Raw genomic sequence first — 25,532 nt, 5'->3', positions numbered from 1 at the left:
GCCGCGGCGATCGCCCCGGCGGGCCCCGCCGCGGCTGCGGAGGCACCGGGACGGGGCGCGGTCAGCCGTCGTCCCCGTCCTCCTCGGCGAGCTCGCCCTCCCAGGCCTCCCGGCCCTCCTGCACGGCGATGACGGCGATGGCCAGCGAGGCCAGCGACGCGAAGCCGCCCCAGCCCGTGAGCTCGAAGGCGACGATGCCGATCAGCGCCGAGCCGGTCATGAGCAGGCAGATCCGCGTCTCCGCCGCGTCGGACAGGATGAGCGGGTCGCCGCCGAGGCGCCTGCCGACCGTGACCTTCGCCCGCCACAGGACGGGCATGCCGGCGAGCGACGCGACGAGCACCGCGACGGACGGCCACGACCGCTCCGGGACCTCGCCGACCACGAGCCCGGAGACGCCCTCCCAGACCAGCCACGCCGCGAGCAGCCAGAAGGTGACGGCGACGGCGCGCAGGGTGCGGCGCTCCCGGATCTCCCCGGCCCCGCCGCCGTCGCCGCGCAGGCGCCCCGCCAGGCGCAGGGCGACGAGGACCGCGAAGAGCGACTCGATGAAGCTGTCCAAGCCGAAGCCGACCATGACGGACAGGCCGTCTCCGCGGCCGAACCAGACGGACAGGGCGCCCTCGGCGACGTTGTAGGCGATGGTGAACAGCGCCAGCCCCAGGGCGACGCGGGTCAGCCGGCGGGCCTCCCCCGAGGGGCCGGCGGACGCGGCCGGCGATGCCGCGCTCACCGGATGTGCTCGGCGAGGATGCGGGAGCACGACGCGGCGGCCTCGGTCCAGCGGGAGCCGGCGGCCTCGTCGGCGGAGTCGCTGACGATCTTCACCAGCTCCACCGGCACGCCGAAGCGGCGGGCGACGAAGGCGACGGCGTAGCCCTCCATGTCGCACAGGTCGGCCTCTGCGGCGAGGCGGCCGCGGGTCAGTCCGTCCTCGATGAAGGAGTCGCCGGTGGCCAGGCGCACGCCCTCGCCCAGCTCGATGGGCGGGTAGGCGGTGTCGCCGGTGATGCGCCGGACGGCGTCGTGGCTGAAGTCGTGCATCGCGACGGTGCCGACGCGGTGGACGCCGGTCAGCCCGTCGTGAAGCGCGCCCGCGGTGCCGACGTTGAGCACGGACGCCGGCAGCGGGCCGGCGGCGAGCGTCTCCGCCAGCCCCATCGCGGCGCGGACCTTGCCGATTCCGGTGAGCAGCACCGGCAGATCGTCGCCGAGGTGGCGGGCCTCGACCTCCGTCGCGACCACGAGGAGGGGCGCGTCGGGGCGGACCGGGGACAGCAGCCGGGTCTGGGTGATCATCCCGCCATGGTAGCGGCGCGGCCGGTTTGTAGACTGGCCCACGTGATCTTCCAACCTGACAACTCCAGAACTAACCGGGCGGCGCAGGCGGAGGACCGCGCGCGGCGGCTGGTCCAGGAGATCCTCGACCGCGAGGAGCGCGTGCGCACCAACCTCGCCTCCGAGGACGTCGACCCGTGGGAGATGCGCTTCATCGTGGACGACTCCATCCACGACGGCGCCATCGCCCTGTGGCGGTCGGAGGCCACCCGCGCGCGGCGTCTGCTGCGCCGCTACTCCATCCAGTCCGGCTACCGCGAGCGCATGCGCGACGTGGAGCGCCGCATCGACTCCCTCCTGCTGCTCGCCGAGTCGCTGGAGGAGACGTGGGACGCGGCGGCCGCCGCCTCCCGCGCCCTGTCGACGGCCGAGGCCCGCGACGCCGAGGCGTTCAAGGCCGAGCGCGCCCGCCAGAACGACGCCCGCGAGGCCAAGCGCGCCCGCGACGCCCGCCGCGAGGCGCGCCGCCGCGAGCTGCTGCGCAAGGCGGAGAACGTCGGCTCCGACGTGCTGCGCCGCTCCGTCGACGCCGGCCGCGACGCCCTGGACAAGCTGCCGAACCTGCGCGCCGGCGCCGTCCGTAACCTCAACCCGTTCCGCGGCCGCGACGACGAGCCGCGCGAGGTGCGCAAGGCCACCGCCCGCGACCTGCGCAAGGAGCCTCCGCTGCCGGAGGACTGACCTCCGCCGCGCGGCCGCGCCGCTCCCATCGCGCGCCCGGCCGCGCTCCGGCGCACGCCGGCCGCTCCCCCGTCACCGCCCGACCCCGCCCCGAAAGGAGCCCGCATGGACCGCGACCCGGTCCCCGGCCTCGTCATCTGCGACATGGACGGCACGCTGCTGGACGACGAGCACCGCCTGCCCGACGGCTTCGACGCCATGCTGGAGCGCGTCCGCGCCGCCGGCGCCGCCTTCGTGCCCGCCTCCGGCCGCCAGTACGCCACGCTGCGCGGCATGTTCGCCGACCACGGCGTGGAGGACTTCATCGCGGAGAACGGCGCCGTCACCGCCGTCGCCGGGGAGCCGTCGGCGCAGGCGCGGCTGCCGCGCGACGTCGTCGACGCCGTCGTCGACGCGGTCCGGGACTCGGACCTCGACCTCGGCCTGGTCATGTGCTGCGCCGCCACCGCCCACGTCGAGCGCGGCGACGACGCGTTCCTGCGCGAGGTCGGCGTGTACTACGTCAGCAACGCCCTCGTCGACGACCTGCACGCGGTCCGGGACGACGTCGTCAAGCTCGCGGTGTACGACTTCGGCGACGCGGAGACCGGCGCGTGGCCGCTGCTGAAGGACATCACGGGCGACCGCCTGCAGGTCGCGCTGTCCGGCGCGCACTGGGTCGACATGATGGACCCGGACGTCGACAAGGGCACCGCGGTGGCGGCGCTGCGCGGGCGCTTCGGCGTCGGCCGCGACCGCACCGTCGTCTTCGGCGACTACCTCAACGACCTGCCGATGATGGGCTCCGGCGACCTCAGCTACGCCATGGCCAACGCCCACCCCGACATCAAGGCCGCCGCCAACCGCGAGGCCCCGCCGAACACGGAGGCGGGGGTGCTGCAGGTCCTGGACCGGCTGTTCCCGTGACCGGCGGGGCGTCGTAAGCTGGGGCATGGCAAAGGCGAACGGGAAAGTCCGAAAAAAGCGCCGCGCGAAGGGCTGGGTGCCCGACCAGCACGGCGCCTGGTTCATGGTCACCGTGCCGGTGCTCACCGGCGTCCTGCTCGCCCCCGCGTGGATCCAGCTGCCGCTGCTGGTGACGTGGTGGGCCGGCTACTTCGCCTTCTTCGCCGCCGGCATCTGGATGCGCTCCCGGTTCCGGGCGAACAACCGCCCGCCGGTCGTCGCCTACGGCTCCGTCACCGCCGTCGCCGGCGTCGTCACGCTCCTGCTGGACTGGAGGCTCCTCGTCTGGGCGCCCGCCTTCGCGCCGCTCGTCGCCATCGCGGTGTACGAGACGTGGAGGCGCAGGCCCCGGTCGCTCCTGTCGGGCGTGGCGACGGTCATCGCCGCCTGCCTCATGCTGCCCGTCATGGCCTGGGCCGGCGGCGGCCTCGACGCCCGCGCATGGCTCATCTTCGCCGTCTACGCCGTCTACTTCACCGGCACCGTGCCGTACGTGAAGACGCTCATCCGCGAGCGCGGCGACCGCGACTGGTTCATCGGCTCCGTCGCGTACCACGTCGCCGCCGTCGTGGCCGCCGTGTTCCTCGACTGGGTGATGGTCGCGCTGGCCGTCGTCCTCGCCGCCCGCGCCTTCGCCATGCCGGTCGCCGCCGACCGCCGCGGCAAGCCGTTCCGCCCGAAGACGGTGGGGCTCATCGAGGCGGCGCTGACCGTGGTCATCGCGGTGGCGGCCTGGTTCACCCTGGGCTAGATTCCGCCCCATGGGGGATTTCGAGGGGGAGACCGCCGTGCGCCACCGGGGGCGGCACGCGGCATCCGACGAGCCGGCGACCATCGACGACCTGGCGCTCGGCCTGGGCGAGCCGCCGCGGAGGCGCGGCTGGCGCGGGGCCGTGCGGCGGCTCACCGGCGGGGCGTGGGACCCGGGCGACGCCGCCCGCGACGTCCGCGACCGGGAGCAACGCGAGCTCATCGCCGCGCCCGTCGACGGCCGCCGGCGCATCGCCGTGCTGGCCGCTAAGGGCGGGGTGGGCAAGACGAGCGTGACGCTGGGCCTCGGCGCCACGTTCGCGGCGCTGCGCGGCGACCGGGTCGTCGCCGTCGACGCCAACCCGGACCTGGGGACGCTGGCGGACCGGATGCCGGAGCCGTCGGCGGCGACGGTGCGGGACCTGCTGCGGGCGCCGTCGACGGAGTCGTACGCGGACGTGCGGGCGCTGACGTCGCACTCCCCCAGCCGGCTGGAGGTCGTCGGCTCCGAGCGGGATCCGTCGGTGAGCGAGGCGTTCTCCGCCGCCGACTACTCGCGGGTGCTGGACATCGTGTCGCGGCACTACACGCTCATCCTCGTCGACTGCGGCACCGGCCTGGTGCACCCGGCGATGCCGGAGATCCTGGCCTCGGCGGACTGCCTGGTGCTGGTGGCGACGCCCGCGCTGGACGGCGCCCGCGGGGCGTGGGCGACGCTGGACTGGCTGTCCGCGCACGGCCACGGGGCGCTGGTGGCGCAGACCGTCGTCGCCGTCAACCACCCCGTCGCCGGCGGCGCGGACGACGCGGAGCTGGAGCGGCTGTTCGGCGCCCGCTGCCGCGCGACGGTGGCGCTGCCGTTCGACCCGCACCTGGCCGACGGCGCAGTCGTCGACCCGGCGCGGCTGCGCCCGGCGACGGCGGCGGCGTTCCGGGAGCTCGCCGCCGTCGTCGCCACCGGATTCCCCGCGCCGTCGGGGCGCCACGGCGCGCACGCGGCGCATGCGGCGCCCGCCGGGACGGTTCGCGGACTCGACTACGATTGCGGGGCATGAGCCAGGAACGCGCCACGATCTACGACGTGGCCGCGGCCGCGGGGGTGGCGACGTCGACCGTGTCGCGCGTCTTCTCCCACCCCGACCGCGTCGCCTACGCCACCGCGGAGAAGGTCCGCCGCATCGCCGACGAGCTCGGCTACCGCTCCCGCGCCACGGTGCGCACGGGCGACGAGCGGAAGACGGGCCTCATCGGCCTGGTCGTCGCGGACATCACCAACCCGTTCTTCACGGAGCTCATCCGCGGGGCGGAGGAGGCGGCCGACGCCCGCGGCTCCTCCGTCGTGGTGCTCAACGCCAACGAGTCCCGCCGCCGCGGCGCCGCCGGAGTGAAGCGCATGACGGGCCACGTCGACGGGTTCATCCTGGCGTCGTCGCGGCTGGACGACGGCGACATCCGCAAGGTCGCGAAGGCCGCGCCGGTCATCGTGTGCAACCGGCCCGTGCAGGGCGTGCCGTCCGTGCTGGTGGACAACCGGCAGGGCACGGAGCGGGCGCTGACGCACCTCGCCGACCGGGGCCGCCGCACGGTGGCGTACCTGGCGGGGCCGGACAACGCGTGGGCCGACGGCATCCGGTGGCGCGGCGTCGTGGAGTCGGACATGCCGCACCGGCGCATCACGACGACGCGGCCGACGATCTCCGGCGGCGCCGCCGCGTTCGCGGAGTGGGACGCCGACCGCACCGACGCGGTGCTGGCGTACAACGACCGCGTCGCCGTCGGCTTCATCCGGGAGGCGGTGCGCAACGGGGTGCGGGTGCCGGACGACGTCGCGGTCGTCGGCTTCGACAACACGCTGGCCACGACGCTGATGCACCCGTCTGTGACGACGGTCGCGGCGCCGCTGCGCACCGTCGGCGGGGCCGCCGCCCACAACCTCATGTCGATGATCGGCGGCACCCGGCCGGAGTCGGCGACGTCGCTGACGATGCCGAGCCGCCTCGTCGTCCGCGAATCCTCCTAGGCCCGCCCGCCTCCCCCGCGTGACGACGGGCACCGGGCCCGGGCGGGAGGCGTCGTCACGCGATGCGCGCGCGGCGCGCGCATCGCCGGACCGGACCCGCCGGCGGCGACCCGCGGCCGGCGCGGCCACCCGATGCAACGGTTGCGGCAACACGGTTGCAACTACCCGCAACCCCTTGGCCGGGGCTGCTTCCGGGCCGGAAACTGGGTGCATGAGCACGTCCATCGCCAACCACCCCGACCGGCTCCTCCCCGCGGATCCGGGCACCCGCGACATCGCCCGGCGTCTGCTCTCGCTGGTGGAGGATCTGCCGATCATCTCCCCGCACGGCCACGTCGAGCCCGCCATGCTGGCGGAGGACCGGCCGTTCCCCGACCCCACCGAGCTGCTCATCAGCCCGGACCACTACGTGTGCCGCCTCATCCACGCCGCGGGCGTCGAGCTCGCCGACCTGCGCGTCGGCGGCCACCGCGACGCGTCGCCGGAGGAGGCGTGGCGAACGTTCTGCGCCCACTGGCACCTCTTCGACGGCACCGCCTCCGGCTACTGGCTGCGCCAGGAGTTCGCCCACGTCTTCGGGCTCTCCGACGCCCGCCTGGACGAGGCGGCCGGAGACCCGGCCGCCGCCGACGCGCTGTACCGCGACCTGTCGGACATCATCGCCCGCCCGGAGTTCCGGCCCCGCGCGCTGGCGGAGTCCTTCGGCATCGAGGTGCTGGCCACCACCGACGACCCGCTGGACGACCTGCGCCACCACGACGCCCTCGCGGCCGACGCGACGTTCAGCACCCGCGTGCTGCCGACGTTCCGCCCCGACGCGTACGTGAAGTTCTACAACGCCGGCTTCGGCGAGCGCGTCGAGCGCCTCATCGCCGAGCACGGCGACGGGAAGACGGGCTACGCCGGATACCTGGAGGCCATGCGCAACCGCCGCATGTTCTTCAAGGAGCACGGCGCCGTCTCCACCGACCACGGCACCCACGACGCCGACACCACCCCGCTGGACGACGCGGAGGCCGACGCCCTGCTGCGCAAGGGCATCGACGGCACCGCCACCCGCGCCGAGGCCGCCGCCTTCGAGGCGAACATGACGTACCGCATGGCCGAGATGGCGCAGGACGACGGGCTGGTCATGACCATCCACCCGGGCGTGTACCGCAACCACTCCGACTCCGCGTTCGCGAAGTACGGCGCCGACACCGGCCACGACGTGCCGTTCCGGATGGAGTACGTCAACGGCATGCAGCCGCTGCTGTCCCGCTTCGGCGAGAACCCGGACTTCCACCTGGTGCTGTTCACCATCGACGAGTCGGTGTACTCCCGCGAGCTGGCCCCGCTGGCCGGCTACTACCCGTCGCTCTACCTCGGCGCCCCCTGGTGGTTCATCGACGAGGCCGACGCGATGGCCCGCTTCCGCGCCGCCGTCACCGGCACCGCCGGCTTCTCCCGGTCCTCCGGCTTCATCGACGACACCCGCGCGTTCTGCTCCATCCCCGCCCGCCACAACACCTCGCGCCGCGTCGAGGCCGGCTTCCTCGCCCGCCTCGTCGCCGAGCACCGCATCAGCGAGGAGCGGGCCTCCGACATCATCGTCGACATCGTCGACGCCGCGCCGAGGAGGGCGTTCAAGCTGTGACCGAACTCAACCGCACCACCGGCAACCTACCCGCCGCCGCCCCCGTGCGGCTGGTCCACCTGGGCCTCGGCGCCTTCCACCGCGCCCACCAGGTCTGGTACACGATGAACGCCGAGGCCGACCCGGCGCACCCGGAGTGGGGCTACGCCTCCTTCTCCGGCCGCTCGGCCACGGTGCCCGACGAGCTCACCGCCCAGGAGGGCGCCTACACCCTGCTGGTCCGCTCCGCCGACGGCGACGAGCCCGTCCTCGTGCCCACCATCTCCGAGGCGCACCCGGGCGGCGACGAGGAGCGGCTGACGGAGCTGGTGGCCGACCCGGCCGTCGCCGTCGTCACGCTCACCATCACGGAGGCCGGCTACTCCGACGGCCCCGCCATCGGCCGCCTGGTCCGGGCCCTCGACGCCCGCCGCGCCGCCGGCTCCGGGCCGATCGCCGTCATGAGCTGCGACAACCTCGCCGGCAACGGCGACACCTGCCGCGCCGCCGTGCTGGCCGCCGCCGACGACGTCTCCGCGGAGCTCGGCGAGTGGGTCCGCGCCAACGCGACGTTCCCGACCACCTCCATCGACCGCATCACCCCGCGCACCGACGACGACGTCGTCGCCGCCGCGGAGGCCGCCACCGGCCTGCACGACGCGGCGCCCGTGGTCACCGAGCCGTTCGCCAGCTGGATCATCTCCGGCGAGTTCCCCGCGGGCCGCCCCGACTGGGAGAAGGCCGGCGCCGTGTTCACCGACGACATCGACCCGTTCGAGAACCGCAAGCTGTGGCTGCTCAACGGCTCCCACTCCCTCCTGGCCTATCTGGGCCAGCTGCACGGCCACGCCACCATCGCCGAGGCCATCGCCGACGAGGCGTGCCGCGCCCGCGTCGAGGAGTTCTGGGACGCCGCCGCCCGCCACCTCACCGAGCCCGCGGAGCTCGACGTCCCCGGCTACCGGGAGGCGCTGCTGGAGCGCTTCGGCAACCCCGCCATCCGCCACCTGCTGGCCCAGATCGCCATCGACGGCGCCACGAAGCTGCGGATGCGCTCCGTGCCCGTCACCGCCCTGGAGCGCGCCGCCGGCCGCGACGCTCGCGGCGCCGCCCTGCCCATCGCCGCATGGATCGCCTTCCTCGACGGCCGGGACGAGGTGGAGGACTCCCGCGCCGCCGAGGTGCTGGAGGCCAACGCCGCCGCCGACCGCGTCCGCGCGCTGGTCGCGGTGCTGGACGACGACCTCGCCGCCGACGACGGCGCCGTCGCCATGATCGGCGACCTCGCCGACGAGCTGAAGCAGGCCGCGGGCCGCTGACCCGGCGCCGGCCGGGCGGACCGCGGCGTCCGCCCCGCCGGCGCTTCGCCGCGCACGGCGCCCCTGCCCCGCACACCCGCGCCCCGCGCCAACGCCGCAGACGAACGACGAAAGGACACCCCATGCTCAAGCCCCGCAACACCGCCACCCGCGAGGCCGTCTCCCTCGACGGCGTCTGGGACTTCGCCCTCGACCGGGCGGAGCTCGGCGACGGCGCGGAGGTCGCGGTCCCGGCCTCCGTCAACGACCTGTTCCACGACGAGCGGATCCGCGACCACATCGGCGAGTACTGGTTCCGCCGCACCGTCCGCGTCCCCCGCGGCTGGGACGGCGACCGCATCTCCCTGCGCTTCGGCTCCGTCACCCACAAGGGCACCGTCTACGTCGACGGCGAGGAGGCCGGCTCCCACTCCGGCGGCTACCTGCCGTTCGAGGTCGACGTCACCGACCGCGTCCGGGCCGGTGGGGAGTTCACCCTTGAGGTCGCGGCGGACAACCGCCTGTCCAACGCGACGATCCCGCCGGGCGAGGTGAAGACCCTGCCCGACGGCCGGCTGTACCAGGAGTACAAGCACGACTTCTTCAACTACGCGGGCATCCACCGCACGGTGCACCTGCTGCGCACCCCGCGGGTCCGCGTGGAGGACGTCGTCATCGTCACCGACGCCGACGTCGCCGCCCGCACCGCGACGGTGCGGTGGACGGCGGAGCTCTCCGGCGGCGACGCCGATGTCCGGGTCCGCGTCCTCGACGCCTCCGGCGCGGAGGTCGCCGCGGGCGAGGGCGCCGAGGGCTCGACGCAGCTCTCCGACGTGACGCTGTGGCGCCCGGGCGCCGGCTACCTCTACACCCTCGTCGTGGAGGCGGTCGAGGACGGCGAGGTCGTCGACTCCTACCCGGAGGACTTCGGCGTCCGCACCGTGGAGGTCGACGGCACCCGCTTCCTCATCAACGGCGAGCCGTTCTACTTCACCGGCTTCGGCATGCACGAGGATCACGAGACGCTGGGCAAGGGCCACTCGAACGCCCACATGGTGCAGGACTTCCAGCTGCTGGAGTGGATCAACGCCAACTCGCTGCGCACCTCGCACTACCCGTACGCCGAGGAGATCATGGACTGGTGCGACCGCCACGGCGTCGTCGTCATCGACGAGACCGCCGCGGTCGGCCTGAACTGGAACATCGCCGGCGGCATCATGGGCGACGAGCACGGCGACACCTACGCCCCGGGCCGCGTCGACGAGGAGACCCACAAGGCGCACCGCCGGGAGATCGAGGAGCTGGTCAGGCGCGACAAGAACCGCCCGTCGGTGGTGCTGTGGTCCATCGCCAACGAGCCGGACACGGCGGTCGACGCCGCGGTCGGCTACTTCGAGCCGCTGGTGGAGCTGACCCGGGAGCTCGATCCGACGCGCCCCGTCGGCTTCGTCAACGTCATGTTCGCCCCGGCCGGGGTGGACACCATCTCGCACATGTTCGACGTGCTGATGGTCAACCGCTACTACGGCTGGTACGCGAACATCGCGGACTTCGAGTGGGCGGAGCGCCACCTGCGCGAGGAGCTGGAGAAGTGGGTGGAGCTGTACGGCAAGCCGGTCATCGTGACGGAGTACGGCGTCGACACCGTCGCCGGCATGCACTCGGTGTACCGCCAGCCGTTCACGGAGGACTTCCAGGTGGAGTTCCTGAAGATGTACTCGCGGGTCTTCGACGCCGTCGACGGCGTCGTCGGCGAGCAGATGTGGAACTTCGCCGACTTCCAGACGAAGTACGGCGTCGCCCGCGTCGACGGCAACAAGAAGGGCGCCTTCACGCGCGACCGCCGGCCGAAGGCCGCCGCGACGTGGCTGTGCGACCGGTGGGCGCGCAAGCTCGGCCGGTAGCGTCCCCCGCCGCCTCCGCGTGACGACGGCGACCGCCCGGCGCGGCGTCCGCCGTCACGCGCGGGCCGCTCCCCGCGCGGCCCGCGCGCGGCGCGCGGCGGCGACCCCGCGCGGGTCCCGTCGCACAGCACCGCCCCGACCCCGACCCCCGACCCCGCATCCGCGAAAACGGCTGCGGCGGACGGGGGTCGGCGCATGCGCGCACCCGGGCGCGCGGCCCTCCCCGACCCCTCCGAGGCCCCGTGGCAACCGCGCGGCAACCCCACGGCAACGTTGTGCAACCATGCGGGGGCCGGAGGGTTCGGGGCGGAAAATGAAGGGGAACGGCCCGATGAACGGCACCGGGCCCACCTTCCCCTAGGAGGTATCGTGTCAACCGCGACGGACACGGCGCCCCACGCCCCCAGTGCGGACAAGCCGCACCTCACCGCCAAGACCCTCATCGGCTACGGCATGGGCGACGCCGGCTGCAACATCGCCTTCCAGATGACCGGCCTGTTCCTGCTGGTCTTCTACACCAACGTCGTCGGCATCAGGCCGGAGCACTCGTCCCTCATCTTCCTGTTCATCAAGATCTGGGACGCCTTCGCCGACATCTTCGCCGGCCGCATGGTCGACGCGACCATGACCCGCTGGGGCAAGTTCCGCCCCTTCATCCTCTGGTACTCCGTGCCGCTGCTGGCCTCCAACCTGCTGTGCTTCTGGATCCCGGTGGACGACTACTGGGCCAAGGTCGGCTGGGCCGCGTTCTCCTACGCGCTCATGGGCCTGCTCTACTCGATGGTGAACATCCCCTACGGCTCGCTCGCCGGCGCGATGAGCCAGAACCCCGTCGACCGCTCCCGCATGGCCTCGGCCCGCATGGTCGGCTCGGGCTTCACCATCCTCGTCCTCGCCCTGCTGCTCGCCCCCGCCATCAAGGCGGCCGAGAACCTGCAGCGCACCTTCCTCGTCACCGCCGTGGTGTTCCTGGTCATCGGCACCGTGTTCTTCATGACGACGTTCCTGACGTCCAAGGAGGTCGTGTTCCGCGAGGTCGAGAAGGTCTCCCTGAAGGAGACCATCGACACCGTCAAGCGCAACGGCCCGCTGGTCCGCCTCTGCGGCTCCTCCCTGGCCTACCTGACCGGCCAGAACGTCGTCTCCGCCACCGCGCTGTACATCGCCATCGACCTGCTGGGCCGCTACTCCGACGGCAACTGGCAGTCCTCCGTGGTCACCGTCATCACCACCGGCGCGGTGCTGTACATGGGCCCGTTCGGCCCCGTCGTCACGCGCAAGCTGGGCAAGAAGCGCGGCTTCCTCGTCGCGGGCATCGCCAGCATCCTCGGCCTGCTGCTGTTCTGGGTCGGCAACGCCCTCGTCGGCAGCCTGTGGCTCTCCCTCGCCGGCCTGTTCATCGTCGGCGCCGGCATGGCCATCCTCAACACCATGACCTGGGCGCTGGAGGCCGACACCGTCGAGTACGGCGAGTACAAGACCGGCATCCGCACCGAGGGCGCCACCTACGCCGCCTTCTCCTTCACCCGCAAGGTCGGCCAGGGCATCGGCATGGCCATGGCCGGCTGGGTGCTGGCGCTCGCCGGCTACGTCCAGCCGACCGAGGCGCAGAAGGCCGAGGGCCTGTCCCACATCCAGCAGACCCCGGCGGTCCTCGACTCCATGACCCTGTGGTTCATCATCTTCGCCGGCGCCTGCTTCGTCATCGCCGTCGCCGTGATGTGGTCCTACCCGCTGACGGAGAAGCGCTTCGCCGAGATCATGGAGTCCATCGAGCGCAACCGCGGCCTGCGCCACGTCCAGTACGGCGGCGCCAAGGGCGGCTACGCGCAGAAGGAGACCCTGGCCGACCGCCCCGGCGGCGTGGCCGAGGAGACCCACCCGACCGACAAGCTGGACTGACACCAACCCCACGAACCCCGCGCCGCCCGACGCCGGCGCACCGAAAGGACACGACCATGAAGATCGAGAAGGCCGAAGTCTTCATCTGCTCCCCCACCCGCAACTTCGTCACCCTGAAGCTCACCACCTCCGACGGCGTCACCGGCGTCGGCGACGCGACGCTGAACGGCCGCGAGCTGGCCGTCGCCGCCTACCTGAAGGAGCACGTCTGCCAGCTGATGGTGGGCCGCGACGCCCGCAACATCGAGGACACCTGGCAGTTCCTCTACCGCTCCTGCTACTGGCGCCGCGGCCCCGTCACCATGGCGGCCATCGCCGCCGTCGACATGGCGCTGTGGGACATCAAGGGCAAGATGGCCGGGATGCCGGTCTACGAGCTGCTCGGCGGCGCGTCCCGCAAGGGCTGCCGCGCCTACGGCCACGCCTCCGGCACCGACATCGAGTCGCTGTTCGACTCCATCCGCTACGAGATGGAGCTGGGCTACAAGTCCATCCGCATCCAGACCTCCGTGCCCGGCATCGAGAAGCTGTACGGCGTCGCCGCGCAGGAGCAGTCCAGCGGCCAGCGCTACGACTTCGAGCCGGCGAACCGCGGCGGCTGGCCGGTCGAGGAGGACTGGGACACCCGCGCCTACCTGCGCCACCTGCCCACCGTGTTCGAGGCGGTGCGCAACGAGTTCGGCCCGGAGCTGCCGCTGCTGCACGACGGCCACAACCGCATGACCCCGCGCGAGGCCGCCCAGCTGGCGAAGTCCCTCGAGCCGTACGACCTGTTCTGGCTGGAGGACGTCACCCTCGGCGAGAACCAGGAGAACCTGCGGATGGTCCGCCAGCACTCGACGACGCCGCTGGCCATCGGCGAGGTGTTCAACACGGTCTACGACATCAAGGACCTCATCAACGAGCAGCTCATCGACTACGTGCGCGTGGCCTCCACCCACTTCGGCGGCATCACCCCGCTGAAGAAGGTCATGGCGCTGGCGGAGCCGTACCAGATCAAGTCCGGCTTCCACGGCCCGACCGACGTGTCCCCCATCGGCTTCGCCGCGGAGCTGCACGTCGACCTCAACATCCACAACTACGGCCTGCAGGAGTACATGACGCACTCCGAGGAGACGCTGTCGGTGTTCCGCACGTCCATGACGTTCGAGGACGGCTACCTGCACCCGGGCGACACCCCGGGCCTGGGCGTGGAGTTCGACGAGGAGGCGGCCGCGAAGTTCCCGTACGAGCAGGCCTACCTGCCGTACAACCGCCTCGCCGACGGCACCGTCCACAACTGGTGAGCGGCATGGCGACGGACGACGGAACCGGAACGGCCCCGGGCGGCGCGGCAGGCCCCGCCGGCCCCCTCGGCGACGCGAAGCGCGACCCCGCCATCGTGGTGATGGGCGTGTCGGGCTGCGGCAAGTCGACGGTCGGCATGATGCTGGCCGCGCGCCTGGGCGTGCCGTTCAAGGACGGCGACGAGCTGCACCCGCAGGCCAACATCGACAAGATGGCCTCCGGCACCCCGCTGGACGACGACGACCGGGCCCCGTGGCTCGAGCTCGTCGGCCGGTGGCTGGCCGACGGCGGGGGCGTCATCGCCTGCTCCGCGCTGAAGCGGAAGTACCGGGACCGGATCCGGGCCGCCGCGCCGGACGCGGTGTTCGTCCACCTCCACGGGACGTTCGAGCTGATGTCGGAGCGGCTGGCGCTGCGCGCCCGCCTGGAGCCGGAGCACTTCATGCCGCCGACGCTGCTGCGCTCCCAGTTCGACACCCTCGAGGAGCTCGACGACGACGAGGCCGGCCGCGTCTTCGACGTCGCAGACTCGCCCGACGGCATCGTCGCGGCTGCCGCCGGGTGGATCGGCGGCCCCGCGGGCCGGCCCGACTAGGCCGCCCGCAGGGCAACCGGCGCACGGGAACGGGGCGCCGCCCCGGGGTTCGTCCCCGGAGGCGGCGCCCCGTCGTCATGCGTGCGGCGTCGCCGTCTCACGCGCCGGCGGGCCCGGCGCGGCCGGGCCCGAACACCGGAAAGTGGACACGGGGATTTAATCAAGATGCGATAGTAAGTGTAGCTGATTCGGCGGCTTCAAAGGCGTTCGGCGAGCGGTAGCCACACCACGAGTGCAGCCGTTGGGTGTTGTACCGGATGCACCACTGGAACACGTCCCGGCGACACACCAGCTGACTGGCGAAAACAGGCTCATCCTGAAGGACTTCCCGCTTCAACGAGGCGTTGAACGACTCCGCCAACGAGTTGTCCGCGCTCGTCCCGATCGTACCCATCGACTGGGTGACACCGAACCGCTCACATAACCTCCGGTACTGCTCAGAGGTATAGACACTGCCGTGATCCGAGTGAAAAATCGTCCCGTCAAGGCTACCTCGGACCCCGTGAGCCATCGTGAGGGCTTCCGCGGACTTTAATGCGCAGCGCATCGAGGAAAATGACCGGGTAGAACTCGTCTAACTGGCGGTTTTGCCAGACCATGACCTCATCGAGGACGGCATCGGCGACTGCGGAAATCGTCTCATGGAAAATATCAACCCGCATCGCAGTTGCCATATAGTGCTGGATGTCCCTAATTGTCATCCCACCGGCGTACAAGCTGACGATCATGTCATCGACATCAGTCAAGCGCCTAGATCCTTTAGGGACCATAGCCGGCAAGAATGTTCCAGCCCGATCCCTGGGGATATCAATGGTGACTGGCCCGTAGTGAGAATCCACGGTTTTGGGATACGACCCGTTGCGGTGATTGTCTGTTCCAACAGCAGCTTTAGCGATCCTGTCGCCAGACTCGTAGCCCAAATGGGCATCCATTTCAGCGTTGAGTCCCCTGGTAATCGAGGCCTGCAACATGCCGCGAACCAGGTCGTTGGCATCCGCTGTCGACGTGCCTAGGTCATCAATGAGTTTCGCGATTTCAGGGTTAGCAAGAAGCTTCTTTTCAATCGCATCAATCTTGGCCTTATCAGCCGGATCTCGTCGTGCCACAGTAGCCATTCTGGCCCATCTCCTTATGCGGGTTAGGTTCCCACACACAAACCATCAGACACTCTCTGTAACAGGCCTTTGACCAGCTCGCTTGCATCATCAGCGGAAGCCGACAGCTCGCTAATCAAGCTGGCGATTTCAGAATATTCCATCAGCTTCTCGCTGATCTCGTTGACCCTCGCCGGGTCATGACTTTTCTTCGGTGACACCGTAGTCATTATCGGTGAAACTCCTTCTAGATCAGAGCCTCACACACAAACTTCCTGACACCCTCATCCGCAAAGCAAAAAGGCGAATAGTTCCCCCGGATCAAAAAACCGAAAACACTATCAGAATCACCGAGTCTGAGGGTAACACCAAGTATTCCATTTCCGCGGGGATGTCCGACATTTATCGGTCACTCAACTAAGGAGCGCTGCTGAGTTACGCTCTTCAGAAACGATTCCTTCTCATCGCAATAAAAGTCAATGGAAGAAACGTTCACGCAACCCTTGTGAAGATCTTCAACTCGAACTTGGGGATCCACCTCGATTCTTACGTTAACTTCACTCAAGACAGGAATCCTTAGGTGGCCGTTCTCATCGACCGTAATATCCCCGCCTTGCCCCGCTCCAACATACTTAATATCCCTCATATGTGACCATGGAATTTTGCAGGTGAGCCTCTTGCCGGATCGAATCACGATCCCGCGGGGAGTCAAGAGATGTGGCCTACTCCGAACCGATGCATAAAATCCGCATAGCAAAGCGATAGCGTAAATACTCACGGCCAGAATCAGGTACCGCCAAAAGCTACTAGAAATAGCCAGATGGACGATGATCACTTCGACAACACTCAGACCCAACAGTACGAAGATAACGGTTCGCAAGTTCCGATGGGCAGTGTAAGCCTGACCACCATGCGAGGAGCTTTTAGTAGGCCTAAACAGGCTCAACACGGAAGCAAGTGAACCAACCTCCGAAACAAGCAAAGCCAATGCTTTCCGAGGCACACCAAACCTTTTGGACGTCACCGTCAAGGAAGTTGCCCACGAGCATCCACGATGGCGATAATCCCCCCACATGCCACCAAAGAGCATAAGTAGGGCCACAATGAGAAGCGTGATCGGTGCAAGTAACCACAGCTTCGACAACTCAGGCTTTGAGTTAGCAAGAGCAAGCAGCGCCACCTCGGAGAGAATCGTAATCGCTATAAAACTACGAAAAACTAGCTTCATGAATAACTCCTAGCAACCACACGAGTGCATGACTTAGTCAAGAGACCTTCACCAGTTTCAACTTTCCTATGCAGAACTTCGTGAGCGCTCCAGTTAGGCCCACCTTCCACCGAAAGGGAGCGCCAGCGATAATTAAAGCTTTCATCCTTTTTCTCCTCTGAGGATCCTCAACAAGTGATCAAACTCGGACATCACTCCGCTCATGATCTGATTCATATACTGTGTGTCAGTCAGTGTTTTCTCAACAATCTTCTGCCACTTTTGTCCATTACTTTCCGTTTCTGGCAACTCTTTCAAGCGAGCCAGGGCCCGAACCCCGGAAAGTGGACACGGGGATTTAATCAAGATGCGATAGTAAGTGTAGCTGATTCGGCGGCTTCAAAGGCGTTCGGCGAGCGGTAGCCACACCACGAGTGCAGCCGTTGGGTGTTGTACCGGATGCACCACTGGAACACGTCCCGGCGACACACCAGCTGACTGGCGAAAACAGGCTCATCCTGAAGGACTTCCCGCTTCAACGAGGCGTTGAACGACTCCGCCAACGAGTTGTCCGCGCTCGTCCCGATCGTACCCATCGACTGGGTGACACCGAACCGCTCACATAACCTCCGGTACTGCTCAGAGGTATAGACACTGCCGTGATCCGAGTGAAAAATCGTCCCGTCAAGGCTACCTCGGACCCCGTGAGCCATCGTGAGGGCTTCTTCGACCAACTCGGTGCGCATGTGGTCGGCGATCGCGAAACCGGTCAACTGCCGCGAATAGCAGTCGATGACCGTGGCCAGGTACATATTCGACCCGTCCGCGATCGGCAGGTACGTGATATCGCCGACGTAGACCTTGTTCGGTTTCTGCGCGGTGAACCGGCGTTTCAGAAGGTCAGGGAATTTAGGCGCACGTTTCGCGGACACGGTGGCCTTCACCCGGCGTTTCCTGGTGTAGCCGAAAAGGCCCATCTGCCGCATCAACCTGGCAGCGTGCTTGTGATTGAGACGGTCACCATTGCCCCGGTCGTTGACGGGATCGGCGTTGATGGCCGCAGTCACACGTTTCGCCCCGTAACAGCCGTTCTCGGCCGTGAACACGGCCTTGATCCTCGCTCCCAGCACCGCATCAGCGACGAGGCGTCGCCAGCGGGCAGGAGCAGCAGATTTCCATTTGTAATACGAGGACCGGTTGATCTTCAGAACCTCACATAACCGCTTGACCTCGTAGAAGTCTCGGTGGTCATCAACGAACTGAAAGCGGTTCACCAGTTCGTCTCTTCCGCGAAATATTTGGCCGCCTTGCGCAAGATCTCTCGTTCCTCCCGGAGCTTGACGTTCTCGCGTTCCAACACGCGGATCCGCTCGGCATCGCAGAGTCCTTCAGCCGGGGTGCGTTCGCTGTTGGCTGCAGCGATCGGGCTAGCGACTTTTTCACCGTTGGCGTTGGTTTTGGTGCCGGTGCCGAAGGAGTCGAGCCAGGTGCGCAGGGAGTTGCGGTTGACCCCGAGATCGGAGGCGATCGCGTTGATCGTGGCTCCGGGAGTCGACTCGTACAACGGCACTGCGTCACGCTTGAACAGCTCGGTGTAGGTCTTGCGTGGCATGGTGGAAAGGTACCTCACTTCCCCAGCTAGATGCTGGTTTCAGCGTGTCCACCACCAAGGGGTCAGGTCCGCCGGCCCCGTCGTCGCGCGTCGCGTGCCGTGCGGCAGGAACCGCGCACGGCGTCAGCGCGTCAGCGCCTCGCGGAACGGCGCGGGGTCGACGTCGGCGGCGTCGGCGGTCTCCCACGTGGCGTTGCGGTCCTTGTCCACCAGGACGGCGCGGACGCCCTCGTCGAAGTCGCGGTGGCGGCGCATGAGCGCGCCGACGGCGGCCTCGTTGTCCAGGGCGGTGCGCAGGTCGGCGCGGGCGTTGGCGGCGTAGAGCTCGGCGGCGGCGACCAGCGACGTCGGCGACGCGGACGCCAGCAGGTCGCCGAACTCCCCCTCCTCCAGGCCGGAGGAGATCTCCGCCCACGTGTCGCGGCCGAACGCCTCGGAGGCGCGCTCCGCGATGTCCGCCAGGGCGGGCTCGCCGGCCGTGGCGGGGTCCTTGGCGAAGCGCTCCAGGGCGGCGTCGATGCCGTCGGCGTCGGCGGCCTCGAGCAGGGCGGGCACGTCGTCGGAGGCGACGAAGTGCGTCGCCCACCCGGCCCACAGCATGTCCGCGGCGGTGAGGCGGTAGCCGGACAGGCCGATGAAGCGGGCGAGCCCCGGGTCGGGGCGGCCCGAGGCGCCCTCGACGTGCTGGGAGAACCAGGTGATGCCGACGTCGGGGACGAAGCCGATGGCCATCTCGGGCATCGCGGCCGACGCCTTCTCGGTGACGATGCGGTGCGAGCCGTGCATGCTCACGCCCAGGCCGCCGCCCATGGCGATGCCGTCGATGACGGCGACGTAGGGCTTGGGGTACTCGGCGATCTCGGCGTTCATCAGGTACTCGCGGCGGAAGAACTCGTCGCCGGACTCCAGGTCGCCGTCGCGGACCTGCTCGCGGACGGTGCGGACGTCGCCGCCGGCGCAGAACGCCTTCGGGTGCTCCGAGACGACGATGACCTGCCGGACGGCGTCGTCGCCGCGCCAGCGGTCCAGGGCGTCGCGGATGGCGTCGACCATGCCGGCGTCGAGGCTGTTGAACGCCTTCGGGCGGTTGAGCAGCAGGCGCCCGGAGACGCCCTCGGTGGTGGCGATGACGGTGCGATCGTTCATGCCCCGAGTGTTGCACATCACACCGCCGGTGCGCCGGGGCAGGGGTGCGCGGCCGGCGCCGCGTGCGCGGGTCGCCGCGGGTCATGCGGCGCGTGACGACGGGACCCGCCCCGGCGCGGCGGGCGCCGCCACGCGAACGGGCGCAGCCACGGCCGCGCCGCACCGGTGGTGCGGCCGCCGGGCGGCGCCCGTCGTCACGCAGATGAGGCTACTTCTTGCCCTTGGACTTCTTGCCCTTGCCGGAGTCCTTGGCCTTGTCCTTGCCCTTCGACGTGGGCTTGGACTTCTTGCCGTCGAGGCGGTCCTCCTCCAGCTTCGCGGCGACGTCCGGCACGTAGCGGAACTCGGTGCGCGGCGGGCGCTCGTAGGAGTTCTCCGACTCCGGGCGCTCCGGGATGACCGGCATCTCGCGGTCGATGTGCTCGTAGGGCACCGTCGACAGGAGGTGGTTGATGACGTTGATGCGGGAGCGCTTCTTGTCCTCCGACTCCACCGTGTACCACGGCGCCGACGGGATGTCGGTGTGGATGAACATCTCGTCCTTCGCGCGGGAGTAGTCCTCCCACCGGGTGATGGACTCCAGGTCCATCGGGGACAGCTTCCAGCGGCGCAGCGGATCCTCGCGGCGGGACTCGAAGCGGCGGACCTGCTCCTCGTCGGACACGGAGAACCAGTACTTGCGCAGCATGATCCCGTCCTCCACCAGCAGGCGCTCGAAGATCGGGGCCTGGTGCAGGAAGCGGCGGTACTCCTGCGAGGTGCAGAAGCCCATGACGCGCTCGACGCCCGCGCGGTTGTACCAGGAGCGGTCGAAGATGACGATCTCGCCGGCGGTCGGCAGCTTCTCCACGTAACGCTGGAAGTACCACTGGCCCTGCTCGCGCGTCGTCGGCGTCGGCAGCGCCTCGATGCGGCAGGTGCGGGGGTTGAGGTACTGGGTGATCCGCTTGATCGCGGAGCCCTTACCGGCGGCGTCGCGGCCCTCCATGATGATGACGAGGCGGGCGCCGGTTTCGACGACCCACTGCTGCATCTCCACCAGTTCGGCCTGGAGCCTCTTCAGCTCCTTCTCGTACGCCTTCTTCTTCAGCTTCGGCGGGCGCTGGACGTCATCGGTGCTCATGGGGCCGATCCTACAAACTCAGCGCCGGGTGTAGAAGCGCAGGGTCACCTGCGCCGTCAGCGCGGAGAACACGGCGCCGACGAGCAGCACCACCGGGGCCGTCACCCAGATGTCCGACGCCTGCACCGGGGCGATGAGATGCGCCTGGTAGAGGTTCTCCAGCGTCGGGTCGAGGACCAGCTCCTTCGCCGCGAACAGGCCGCCGATGGCCAGGGCCCCGCCGAGCAGCGAGGCGATGACGGCCTCCAGCACGAAGGGCGCCTGCGTGAACCAGCGGGTCGCGCCGACCATGAGCATGATGCCGACCTCGCGGCGGCGGGAGTACGCGGCGATCTGGACCATGTTGGCGATGAGGAACACCGCGGCCACCGCCTGGACCGCGCCGATGACGAACGTCGCGTTGCGGATGGAGTCGAGGTTGCCGACCGCGGCGGTGACGTCGTCGGCCTGGTCGGTGACGTGCACGACCTGCGGCATGCCCTCGACGACCTGCAGCGGCGAGGTGTCGGTCGGGTCCTCCAGCCGCACCATGACGACGGCGGGCAGCGACTCCGGCGGGGTGTTGGCCACCAGCTCCGGGTCCGTGTCCCGGAACAGCTCCGTGAACCGGGCGTGGTTCTCCTGCCGGTTGCGGTAGACGGCGGACTCGACGCCCTCGGCGCCGCCCAGGGCGTCGACGACCTCGCGGCACGGGGCGCCGGAGCAGGCCGGGTCGCCGGCGCTGATCGGCTCGTCGAGCTCGACCATGACCTCGACGCGGTCGAGGTACATCTCCTTCGTCCGCTCCGTCATGTCGGTGACGAGCATGCCGGAGGCCAGCAGGGCCAGCGAGATGGCGGTGGTGATGACCATCGCGACGGTCATGGTGATGTTGCGGGTCAGCCCGGACAGGGCCTCGCCGAGGATGAACCTGGTCTTCATGGCGTCTCCTCCCCTCCCCTAGCGGCCCAGGCCGTAGACGCCGGTGGCGTCGTCGCGCACGAGCTTGCCCAGCTTCAGCTCGATGACGCGGCGGCGCATCGCGTCGACGGCCTCGTGGTCGTGGGTGGACATGACGACGGTGGTGCCGCCGCGGTTGATGCGATCGAGCAGCAGCATGATGTCCCCGGAGGTCTCCGGGTCGAGGTTGCCGGTCGGCTCGTCGGCCAGCAGGACCAGCGGCCGGTTGACGGTGGCGCGGGCGATGGCGACGCGCTGCTGCTCGCCGCCGGACAGCTCGTGCGGCAGGCGGTCGGCCTTGCCGGCGAGCCCCACCATCTCGAGGGTCTGGGGCACGGCCTTGTCGATGAAGGCGCGGCGCTTGCCGATGACCTGCAGCGCGAACGCCACGTTCTCCGCCACCGTCTTGTTGGGCAGCAGGCGGAAGTCCTGGAAGACGTAGCCGATGCGCTGCCGCAGCTTCGGCACCTTGCGCGACGCCAGGCGGGTGATGTCCTGGTCGTCGATGACGATGCGCCCGGAGTCGGCCCGCTCCTCGGCGACCATGAGGCGCAGGAACGTCGACTTGCCCGAGCCCGAGGGGCCGATGAGGAAGACGAATTCGCCGCGGCCGATCTCGACCGAGACGTCGTCCAGCGCCGGGCGCGAGGACGTCCGGTACGACTTGGTGACGGCATCGAATGTGATCACGTGCGCAACCCTAGCCGTCGCCAGTCACTCCTGTCACAGCGGTGTCAGGGCATGCGGTAGCCGGATCCGCGGATGGTCTCCACGCGGCGGGCGCCGATCTTCTTGCGCAGCGACCGCACGTAGACGTCGACGACGTTGGACGACGGGTCGAAGTCCAGCCCCCACACCCGCCCCAGCAGCTGGGAGCGCGACAGCACCTGGCCGGGGTGCGTCATGAACGCCTCCAGCAGGCCGAGCTCCCGGCGGGACAGGTCCTTCCAGATGCCGTCCACCTGCACCCGGTGGGTGCGCAGGTCCAGCACGAGGTCGCCGTGGGTGACGGTTCCGGCGGGGTCGCCCGACGGCTCGTCGTTGAGGCGCAGCCGGACGCGGGCCAGCAGCTCCGCGAACTGGAACGGCTTCGTCATGTGGTCGTTGGCTCCGCCCTCCAGGGAGCCGACCGTGTCGTCGATGCCGTCGCGGGCCGTCAGCACGATGATGGGCAGGTTCACGCCCGACTCGCGCAGCCGGGACAGCACGACGCGGCCGTCGAGCAGCGGCAGGCCGAGGTCCAGCACCATGAGATCGTGGCCGCCGGACTTCGCGGCCTCGTAGGCGGTCAGCCCGTCCTCGGCGACGTCGACGGCGTAGCCGGAGGCCTCGAAGCCCCGGCGGAGGAAGTCGGAGATGCCCCGGTCGTCCTCGGCCACCAGGATCCTGCTCATCGGTCGTCACCGTCCTTCCCGCGCCCGCCGGTCAGGTCCGGTGCGGGCAGCGCCCAGTCGTCATCAGCGCCGGCGCGTCCCGCGCCGGCTGTCGCCGCATCCGCGGAGCCCGCGGAGCGGTCCGCAGCATCCGCCGCATCGGCCGCGTCCGCGCCGTCGGCGAGGTCCGCCTCGTCGGCGGCATCCGCCGCGCCCGCGTGGCCGGCGGCATCCGCGCCGCCGTTTCCGCCATCATGCCGCGGGAAAGCGGATTCCGCCCGGGGCAGCCGGCCGGTGGCGGCGTCCGCCGGGGCGCCCGGGACGCCCGCGGAATCCGCGGGACCCGCGGCATCCGGCCCGTCGTCAGGGAGCGCGAAGTCCGCGTCCGCCTCGCCGCCGGCGCCGGACCCGGCGGGCGCCCGCCCGGCCGGCACGTCGATGCCGAACGTCGCGCCGCGGCCCGGGGCCGACCGCACCCAGGCGTGTCCGCCGTGGGCGTCGGTGATGGCGCGGACGATGGACAGGCCCAGGCCCGCCCCGCCCTTGTTGCGGTCGGAGCCCTCCGCGCCGCGGGCGAAGCGGCCGAAGATGGTCGTCGCCTCGTCCGGGTCGATGCCGGGGCCGTCGTCGGTGACCCACATCCGCAGCCGCCGGTCGCCTCCGTGGCCGGTGACGGAGGAGCCGATGAGGATGCGGCTGCCCTCCGCCGTGTGGTCCACGGCGTTGGAGGCGAACTGCAGCATCGCCTGGACGATGCGCTGCGGGTCGACGACGGCGACGTCGTCGGCGACGTCGGCGACCAGCCAGTCGCGGTCGCCGAGGGACTGGGCCTTCTGCTCGATCTCCAGGGTCATGTCGGCGACGTCGGCGGGCTCGCGGCGCACGAAGTCGTCGCGGTCGGCCTTCGCCAGCGTCAGCAGCTCCGTGACCATGCGGGACATGCGGTCCAGCTCGGTGGTGATGAGCTGGCGCGACACGGCCCGCTGCTCCTCGTCGGCGCCGTCGAACAGCTCCAGCTGCCCGCGGATGACGGTGATGGGGGTGCGCAGCTCGTGGCCGGCGTTGTCGACGAACAGGCGCTGCCCGGCGTAGGCCGCCTCGACGCGGTCGAGCATGGAGTTGACGGTGCGCGACAGGTCGGCGACGTCGTCGTCGCCGTGGACGGGCACGCGCTTGGTCAGGTCGGTCTCCTGGATCTGCTCGGCGACCTGCCGCACCTCGCGGATGGGCCGGAGGATCTGCCCGGCGACGAGCCACGAGATGAGCAGGGCCAGCAGCATCCCGCCGCCGCCGACGGCGGCGATGATGCGCATCTGGTGGTCGACCTGGCCGCGCGCGCCGCCGGTGAACACGGCGACGACGAGATGGTCGGACTCCGGGGCGTCGGTGAGCGCGACGCGGCCCCAGTGCACGGGCCCGCCGGGGACGTCGTCGAGGATCCCGGACGGCGCGGGGTCCGCGAGGATCGGGGCGAGGACCTCGCCGGAGGGGTGCATGGCGTTGATGTCGGCGCCACGGTCGATCTGCAGCACCTGGTCGCCGACGACGCCGAGGATGACCTGGTCGTCGGCCGGCAGCTGGCGCGACAGGTACACCTCGAACAGCCGGGCGGCGTCCTCGAACGGCTCGGCGGTGACGGGGTCGCGGCCCTCGGCGGCGTAGCGGCGGAACTCGCCGATCTCCTGCTCGATCTCCTGGTTGGCGGAGTCGCCGACCTCCGACATCAGCACCGATCGCGCCATGAGGATGACGGCGCCGAGCACGACGCCCAGCAGCACGAGGAACCACAGGACGATGCGCCACCGCGCCGTGAAGCGCGACGGCCGCACCGCCTCGTCGCGGGACCGGGCCTCCGAGTCGCCGCGGGGGATGACGACGATGCGGGCCGCGTCGCCGTGGCCCGCGCGTGACGACGTCCCCCGCGCCGCGCCGTCCCCCGCGTCCGCGCGGGGGCCCGGGCCGGCCGCGTCGCCCGCGGCGCCGGCGCCCGGCGCGGCGGAGGCGCCGCCGTCATCGCCGGCGGCGCCGATGTCCACGCGGGACCAGGCGAGTTCGCGGTCCTCCATCAGTCGTCGTCCCAGTCGTCGGCGTCGCCGTCGTCGTCCCAGTCGTCGTCGCCGTCATCGTCGTCCCAGTCGTCGTCGCCGTCATCGTCGTCCCAGTCGTCGTAGACGGGGGCCGGGGCGGGGCGGTGATCGATGGCGGGCGCCGGGGCCGGGGCGGGGGCACGGCCGCCCGAGCCGGAGCCGCCGCCGGAACCCGAGCCTCCGCCGGAACCGGAGCCGCCGGACGATCCGCCCGCGGCACCGCCGGAGGATCCCCCCGATCCGCCGGAGGACGATCCGGAGGAGCCGGAGCGGGAGGCGTCGTCACGCTCCTTCTCGCGCTCCGCCTCCTCGCGCTCGCGCTCCTCCCGCTCGGTCTCCTCGCGTTCGCGCTTCCCGCGCTCCTCCTCCGCGCGCCGCTGCTCGGCGCCGGTGGCGATGTCGCGGTCCTGCTCCATCGCCGGATCCGGGGACACGTCGGGGGCGTCGCCGGCGGTGCCGAGCGCCATGCCGCCCATCACCAGGCCGACGGGGACGACGACGGCGGCCGCGGCGAGGCCGATCTTCTTCAGCAGCTCCATGGGCTCCAGCCTCCCCCGCCGCCGTGATGCCGCCATGAAACCGGGATGAGAGTTCCTTCATCCACGGCCATGCGGTC

General features: G+C 70.2%; 23 protein-coding genes and 2 pseudogenes. 11 read left to right on the top strand and 14 right to left on the bottom strand.

All coding sequences use genetic code 11. The features are described 5' to 3' along the window. Positions 1–61: 61 nt before the first annotated feature. Both QQS41_RS07765 and QQS41_RS07760 read right to left on the bottom strand, forming a co-directional pair. Positions 62–733, bottom strand: coding sequence for a cation transporter (locus QQS41_RS07765; protein WP_448852139.1), 672 nt, complete (start codon positions 731–733; stop codon positions 62–64). Then, positions 730–1,299, bottom strand: coding sequence for a nucleosidase (locus tag QQS41_RS07760; protein ID WP_448852138.1), 570 nt, complete (start codon positions 1,297–1,299; stop codon positions 730–732). The genes QQS41_RS07765 and QQS41_RS07760 overlap by 4 nt, the downstream gene beginning before the upstream one ends. 42 nt (positions 1,300–1,341) lie before the next feature. On the opposite strand from QQS41_RS07760, the gene QQS41_RS07755 reads away from it, so the two are divergent. The 11 genes from QQS41_RS07755 (at position 1,342) to QQS41_RS07705 (ending at position 14,335) form a co-directional block, all read left to right on the top strand. After that, positions 1,342–2,019 carry a hypothetical protein gene (locus tag QQS41_RS07755; protein WP_448852137.1) on the top strand — a complete coding sequence of 226 codons (678 nt, stop codon included), beginning with the start codon at positions 1,342–1,344 and terminating at the stop codon, positions 2,017–2,019. A 105-nt stretch (positions 2,020–2,124) separates the two neighbouring features. Beyond that, positions 2,125–2,925, top strand: a complete 801-nt coding sequence (locus tag QQS41_RS07750; protein ID WP_448852136.1) for a Cof-type HAD-IIB family hydrolase — start codon at positions 2,125–2,127, stop codon at positions 2,923–2,925. Between the two features lie 25 nt (positions 2,926–2,950). After that, positions 2,951–3,715 (top strand): YwiC-like family protein, encoded by a 765-nt coding sequence (locus QQS41_RS07745; protein ID WP_448852135.1) that lies wholly within the window; start codon positions 2,951–2,953, stop codon positions 3,713–3,715. Positions 3,716–3,725: 10 nt separating this feature from the next. Next, positions 3,726–4,769: a nucleotide-binding protein gene (locus tag QQS41_RS07740; protein ID WP_448852134.1), complete on the top strand. Its 1,044-nt coding sequence runs from the start codon at positions 3,726–3,728 to the stop codon at positions 4,767–4,769. Next, complete coding sequence (locus tag QQS41_RS07735; protein ID WP_448852133.1) at positions 4,766–5,734, top strand: LacI family DNA-binding transcriptional regulator; 969 nt, start codon at positions 4,766–4,768, stop codon at positions 5,732–5,734. Before QQS41_RS07740 ends, QQS41_RS07735 begins: the two co-directional genes overlap by 4 nt. Before the next feature lie 211 nt (positions 5,735–5,945). Then, on the top strand, positions 5,946–7,370 hold the full coding sequence (gene uxaC, locus QQS41_RS07730) for a glucuronate isomerase (protein ID WP_448852132.1): 1,425 nt from the start codon (positions 5,946–5,948) through the stop codon (positions 7,368–7,370). After that, positions 7,367–8,668, top strand: a complete 1,302-nt coding sequence (locus tag QQS41_RS07725; RefSeq protein ID WP_448852131.1) for a mannitol dehydrogenase family protein — start codon at positions 7,367–7,369, stop codon at positions 8,666–8,668. Before uxaC ends, QQS41_RS07725 begins: the two co-directional genes overlap by 4 nt. 122 nt (positions 8,669–8,790) lie before the next feature. Continuing rightward, a complete protein-coding gene (gene uidA, locus QQS41_RS07720; protein ID WP_448852130.1) occupies positions 8,791–10,551 on the top strand; it encodes a beta-glucuronidase in 1,761 nt (586 codons plus the stop codon). A 369-nt stretch (positions 10,552–10,920) separates the two neighbouring features. Continuing rightward, positions 10,921–12,453: a glycoside-pentoside-hexuronide (GPH):cation symporter gene (locus tag QQS41_RS07715; RefSeq protein WP_448852129.1), complete on the top strand. Its 1,533-nt coding sequence runs from the start codon at positions 10,921–10,923 to the stop codon at positions 12,451–12,453. A gap of 56 nt (positions 12,454–12,509) precedes the next feature. Then, on the top strand, positions 12,510–13,739 hold the full coding sequence (gene manD / locus QQS41_RS07710) for a D-mannonate dehydratase ManD (RefSeq protein WP_448852128.1): 1,230 nt from the start codon (positions 12,510–12,512) through the stop codon (positions 13,737–13,739). Between the two features lie 101 nt (positions 13,740–13,840). Beyond that, entirely contained in the window at positions 13,841–14,335 is a 495-nt protein-coding gene (locus QQS41_RS07705) for a gluconokinase (RefSeq protein ID WP_448852542.1), read from the top strand. A 160-nt stretch (positions 14,336–14,495) separates the two neighbouring features. Here QQS41_RS07705 and QQS41_RS07700 read toward each other — a convergent pair. From QQS41_RS07700 to QQS41_RS07645, 12 genes and pseudogenes are all read right to left on the bottom strand, one after another. Further along, a pseudogene (locus QQS41_RS07700) lies at positions 14,496–14,858 on the bottom strand (integrase core domain-containing protein); the annotation flags it as partial. A 1-nt stretch (position 14,859) separates the two neighbouring features. Next, a pseudogene (locus QQS41_RS07695) lies at positions 14,860–15,450 on the bottom strand (transposase); the annotation flags it as partial. Between the two features lie 23 nt (positions 15,451–15,473). Continuing rightward, a complete protein-coding gene (locus QQS41_RS07690; protein WP_448852127.1) occupies positions 15,474–15,650 on the bottom strand; it encodes a hypothetical protein in 177 nt (58 codons plus the stop codon). Positions 15,651–15,838: 188 nt separating this feature from the next. Then, positions 15,839–16,657 carry a hypothetical protein gene (locus tag QQS41_RS07685; RefSeq protein ID WP_448852126.1) on the bottom strand — a complete coding sequence of 273 codons (819 nt, stop codon included), beginning with the start codon at positions 16,655–16,657 and terminating at the stop codon, positions 15,839–15,841. A 341-nt stretch (positions 16,658–16,998) separates the two neighbouring features. Beyond that, a protein-coding gene (locus QQS41_RS07680; RefSeq protein ID WP_448852125.1) for an IS3 family transposase occupies positions 16,999–18,248 on the bottom strand; the annotation gives its coding sequence in 2 pieces (ribosomal slippage) (positions 16,999–17,921 and positions 17,921–18,248; 1,251 coding nt in all). A gap of 123 nt (positions 18,249–18,371) precedes the next feature. Next, on the bottom strand, positions 18,372–19,394 hold the full coding sequence (locus QQS41_RS07675) for a 3-hydroxyisobutyryl-CoA hydrolase (RefSeq protein WP_448852124.1): 1,023 nt from the start codon (positions 19,392–19,394) through the stop codon (positions 18,372–18,374). Between the two features lie 208 nt (positions 19,395–19,602). After that, a complete protein-coding gene (gene ppk2 / locus QQS41_RS07670; RefSeq protein ID WP_448852123.1) occupies positions 19,603–20,517 on the bottom strand; it encodes a polyphosphate kinase 2 in 915 nt (304 codons plus the stop codon). Between the two features lie 18 nt (positions 20,518–20,535). Continuing rightward, complete coding sequence (gene ftsX, locus QQS41_RS07665) at positions 20,536–21,438, bottom strand: permease-like cell division protein FtsX (RefSeq protein ID WP_448852122.1); 903 nt, start codon at positions 21,436–21,438, stop codon at positions 20,536–20,538. Positions 21,439–21,456: 18 nt separating this feature from the next. After that, on the bottom strand, positions 21,457–22,146 hold the full coding sequence (gene ftsE / locus QQS41_RS07660; protein ID WP_448852121.1) for a cell division ATP-binding protein FtsE: 690 nt from the start codon (positions 22,144–22,146) through the stop codon (positions 21,457–21,459). Between the two features lie 44 nt (positions 22,147–22,190). Continuing rightward, the gene (locus tag QQS41_RS07655; protein ID WP_448852120.1) at positions 22,191–22,850 is read right to left on the bottom strand and encodes a response regulator transcription factor; all 660 of its coding nucleotides are present in this window, start codon (positions 22,848–22,850) and stop codon (positions 22,191–22,193) included. Continuing rightward, the gene (locus QQS41_RS07650) at positions 22,847–24,895 is read right to left on the bottom strand and encodes an ATP-binding protein (protein WP_448852119.1); all 2,049 of its coding nucleotides are present in this window, start codon (positions 24,893–24,895) and stop codon (positions 22,847–22,849) included. The genes QQS41_RS07655 and QQS41_RS07650 overlap by 4 nt, the downstream gene beginning before the upstream one ends. Next, positions 24,895–25,455: a hypothetical protein gene (locus tag QQS41_RS07645; protein WP_448852118.1), complete on the bottom strand. Its 561-nt coding sequence runs from the start codon at positions 25,453–25,455 to the stop codon at positions 24,895–24,897. Before QQS41_RS07645 ends, QQS41_RS07650 begins: the two co-directional genes overlap by 1 nt. Positions 25,456–25,532: the final 77 nt, after the last annotated feature.

The sequence above is a fragment of the Corynebacterium sp. 335C genome (genome assembly GCF_053525695.1).
This window is presented reverse-complemented; position numbering and strand designations above follow the sequence as displayed.

Bases quoted from the DNA above. Each gene is read 5' to 3' on its own strand.
- QQS41_RS07760 (WP_448852138.1), bottom strand. From the start codon at position 1,299: ATGATCACCCAGACCCGGCTGCTGTCCCCGGTCCGCCCCGACGCGCCC.
- QQS41_RS07750 (WP_448852136.1), top strand. From the start codon at position 2,125: ATGGACCGCGACCCGGTCCCCGGCCTCGTCATCTGCGACATGGACGGC.
- QQS41_RS07745 (WP_448852135.1), top strand. From the start codon at position 2,951: ATGGCAAAGGCGAACGGGAAAGTCCGAAAAAAGCGCCGCGCGAAGGGC.
- QQS41_RS07740 (WP_448852134.1), top strand. From the start codon at position 3,726: ATGGGGGATTTCGAGGGGGAGACCGCCGTGCGCCACCGGGGGCGGCAC.
- QQS41_RS07735 (WP_448852133.1), top strand. From the start codon at position 4,766: ATGAGCCAGGAACGCGCCACGATCTACGACGTGGCCGCGGCCGCGGGG.
- uxaC (WP_448852132.1), top strand. From the start codon at position 5,946: ATGAGCACGTCCATCGCCAACCACCCCGACCGGCTCCTCCCCGCGGAT.
- uidA (WP_448852130.1), top strand. From the start codon at position 8,791: ATGCTCAAGCCCCGCAACACCGCCACCCGCGAGGCCGTCTCCCTCGAC.
- manD (WP_448852128.1), top strand. From the start codon at position 12,510: ATGAAGATCGAGAAGGCCGAAGTCTTCATCTGCTCCCCCACCCGCAAC.
- QQS41_RS07705 (WP_448852542.1), top strand. From the start codon at position 13,841: ATGGGCGTGTCGGGCTGCGGCAAGTCGACGGTCGGCATGATGCTGGCC.
- QQS41_RS07685 (WP_448852126.1), bottom strand. From the start codon at position 16,657: ATGAAGCTAGTTTTTCGTAGTTTTATAGCGATTACGATTCTCTCCGAG.
- QQS41_RS07675 (WP_448852124.1), bottom strand. From the start codon at position 19,394: ATGAACGATCGCACCGTCATCGCCACCACCGAGGGCGTCTCCGGGCGC.
- ppk2 (WP_448852123.1), bottom strand. From the start codon at position 20,517: ATGAGCACCGATGACGTCCAGCGCCCGCCGAAGCTGAAGAAGAAGGCG.
- ftsX (WP_448852122.1), bottom strand. From the start codon at position 21,438: ATGAAGACCAGGTTCATCCTCGGCGAGGCCCTGTCCGGGCTGACCCGC.
- QQS41_RS07655 (WP_448852120.1), bottom strand. From the start codon at position 22,850: ATGAGCAGGATCCTGGTGGCCGAGGACGACCGGGGCATCTCCGACTTC.
- QQS41_RS07650 (WP_448852119.1), bottom strand. From the start codon at position 24,895: ATGGAGGACCGCGAACTCGCCTGGTCCCGCGTGGACATCGGCGCCGCC.
- QQS41_RS07645 (WP_448852118.1), bottom strand. From the start codon at position 25,455: ATGGAGCTGCTGAAGAAGATCGGCCTCGCCGCGGCCGCCGTCGTCGTC.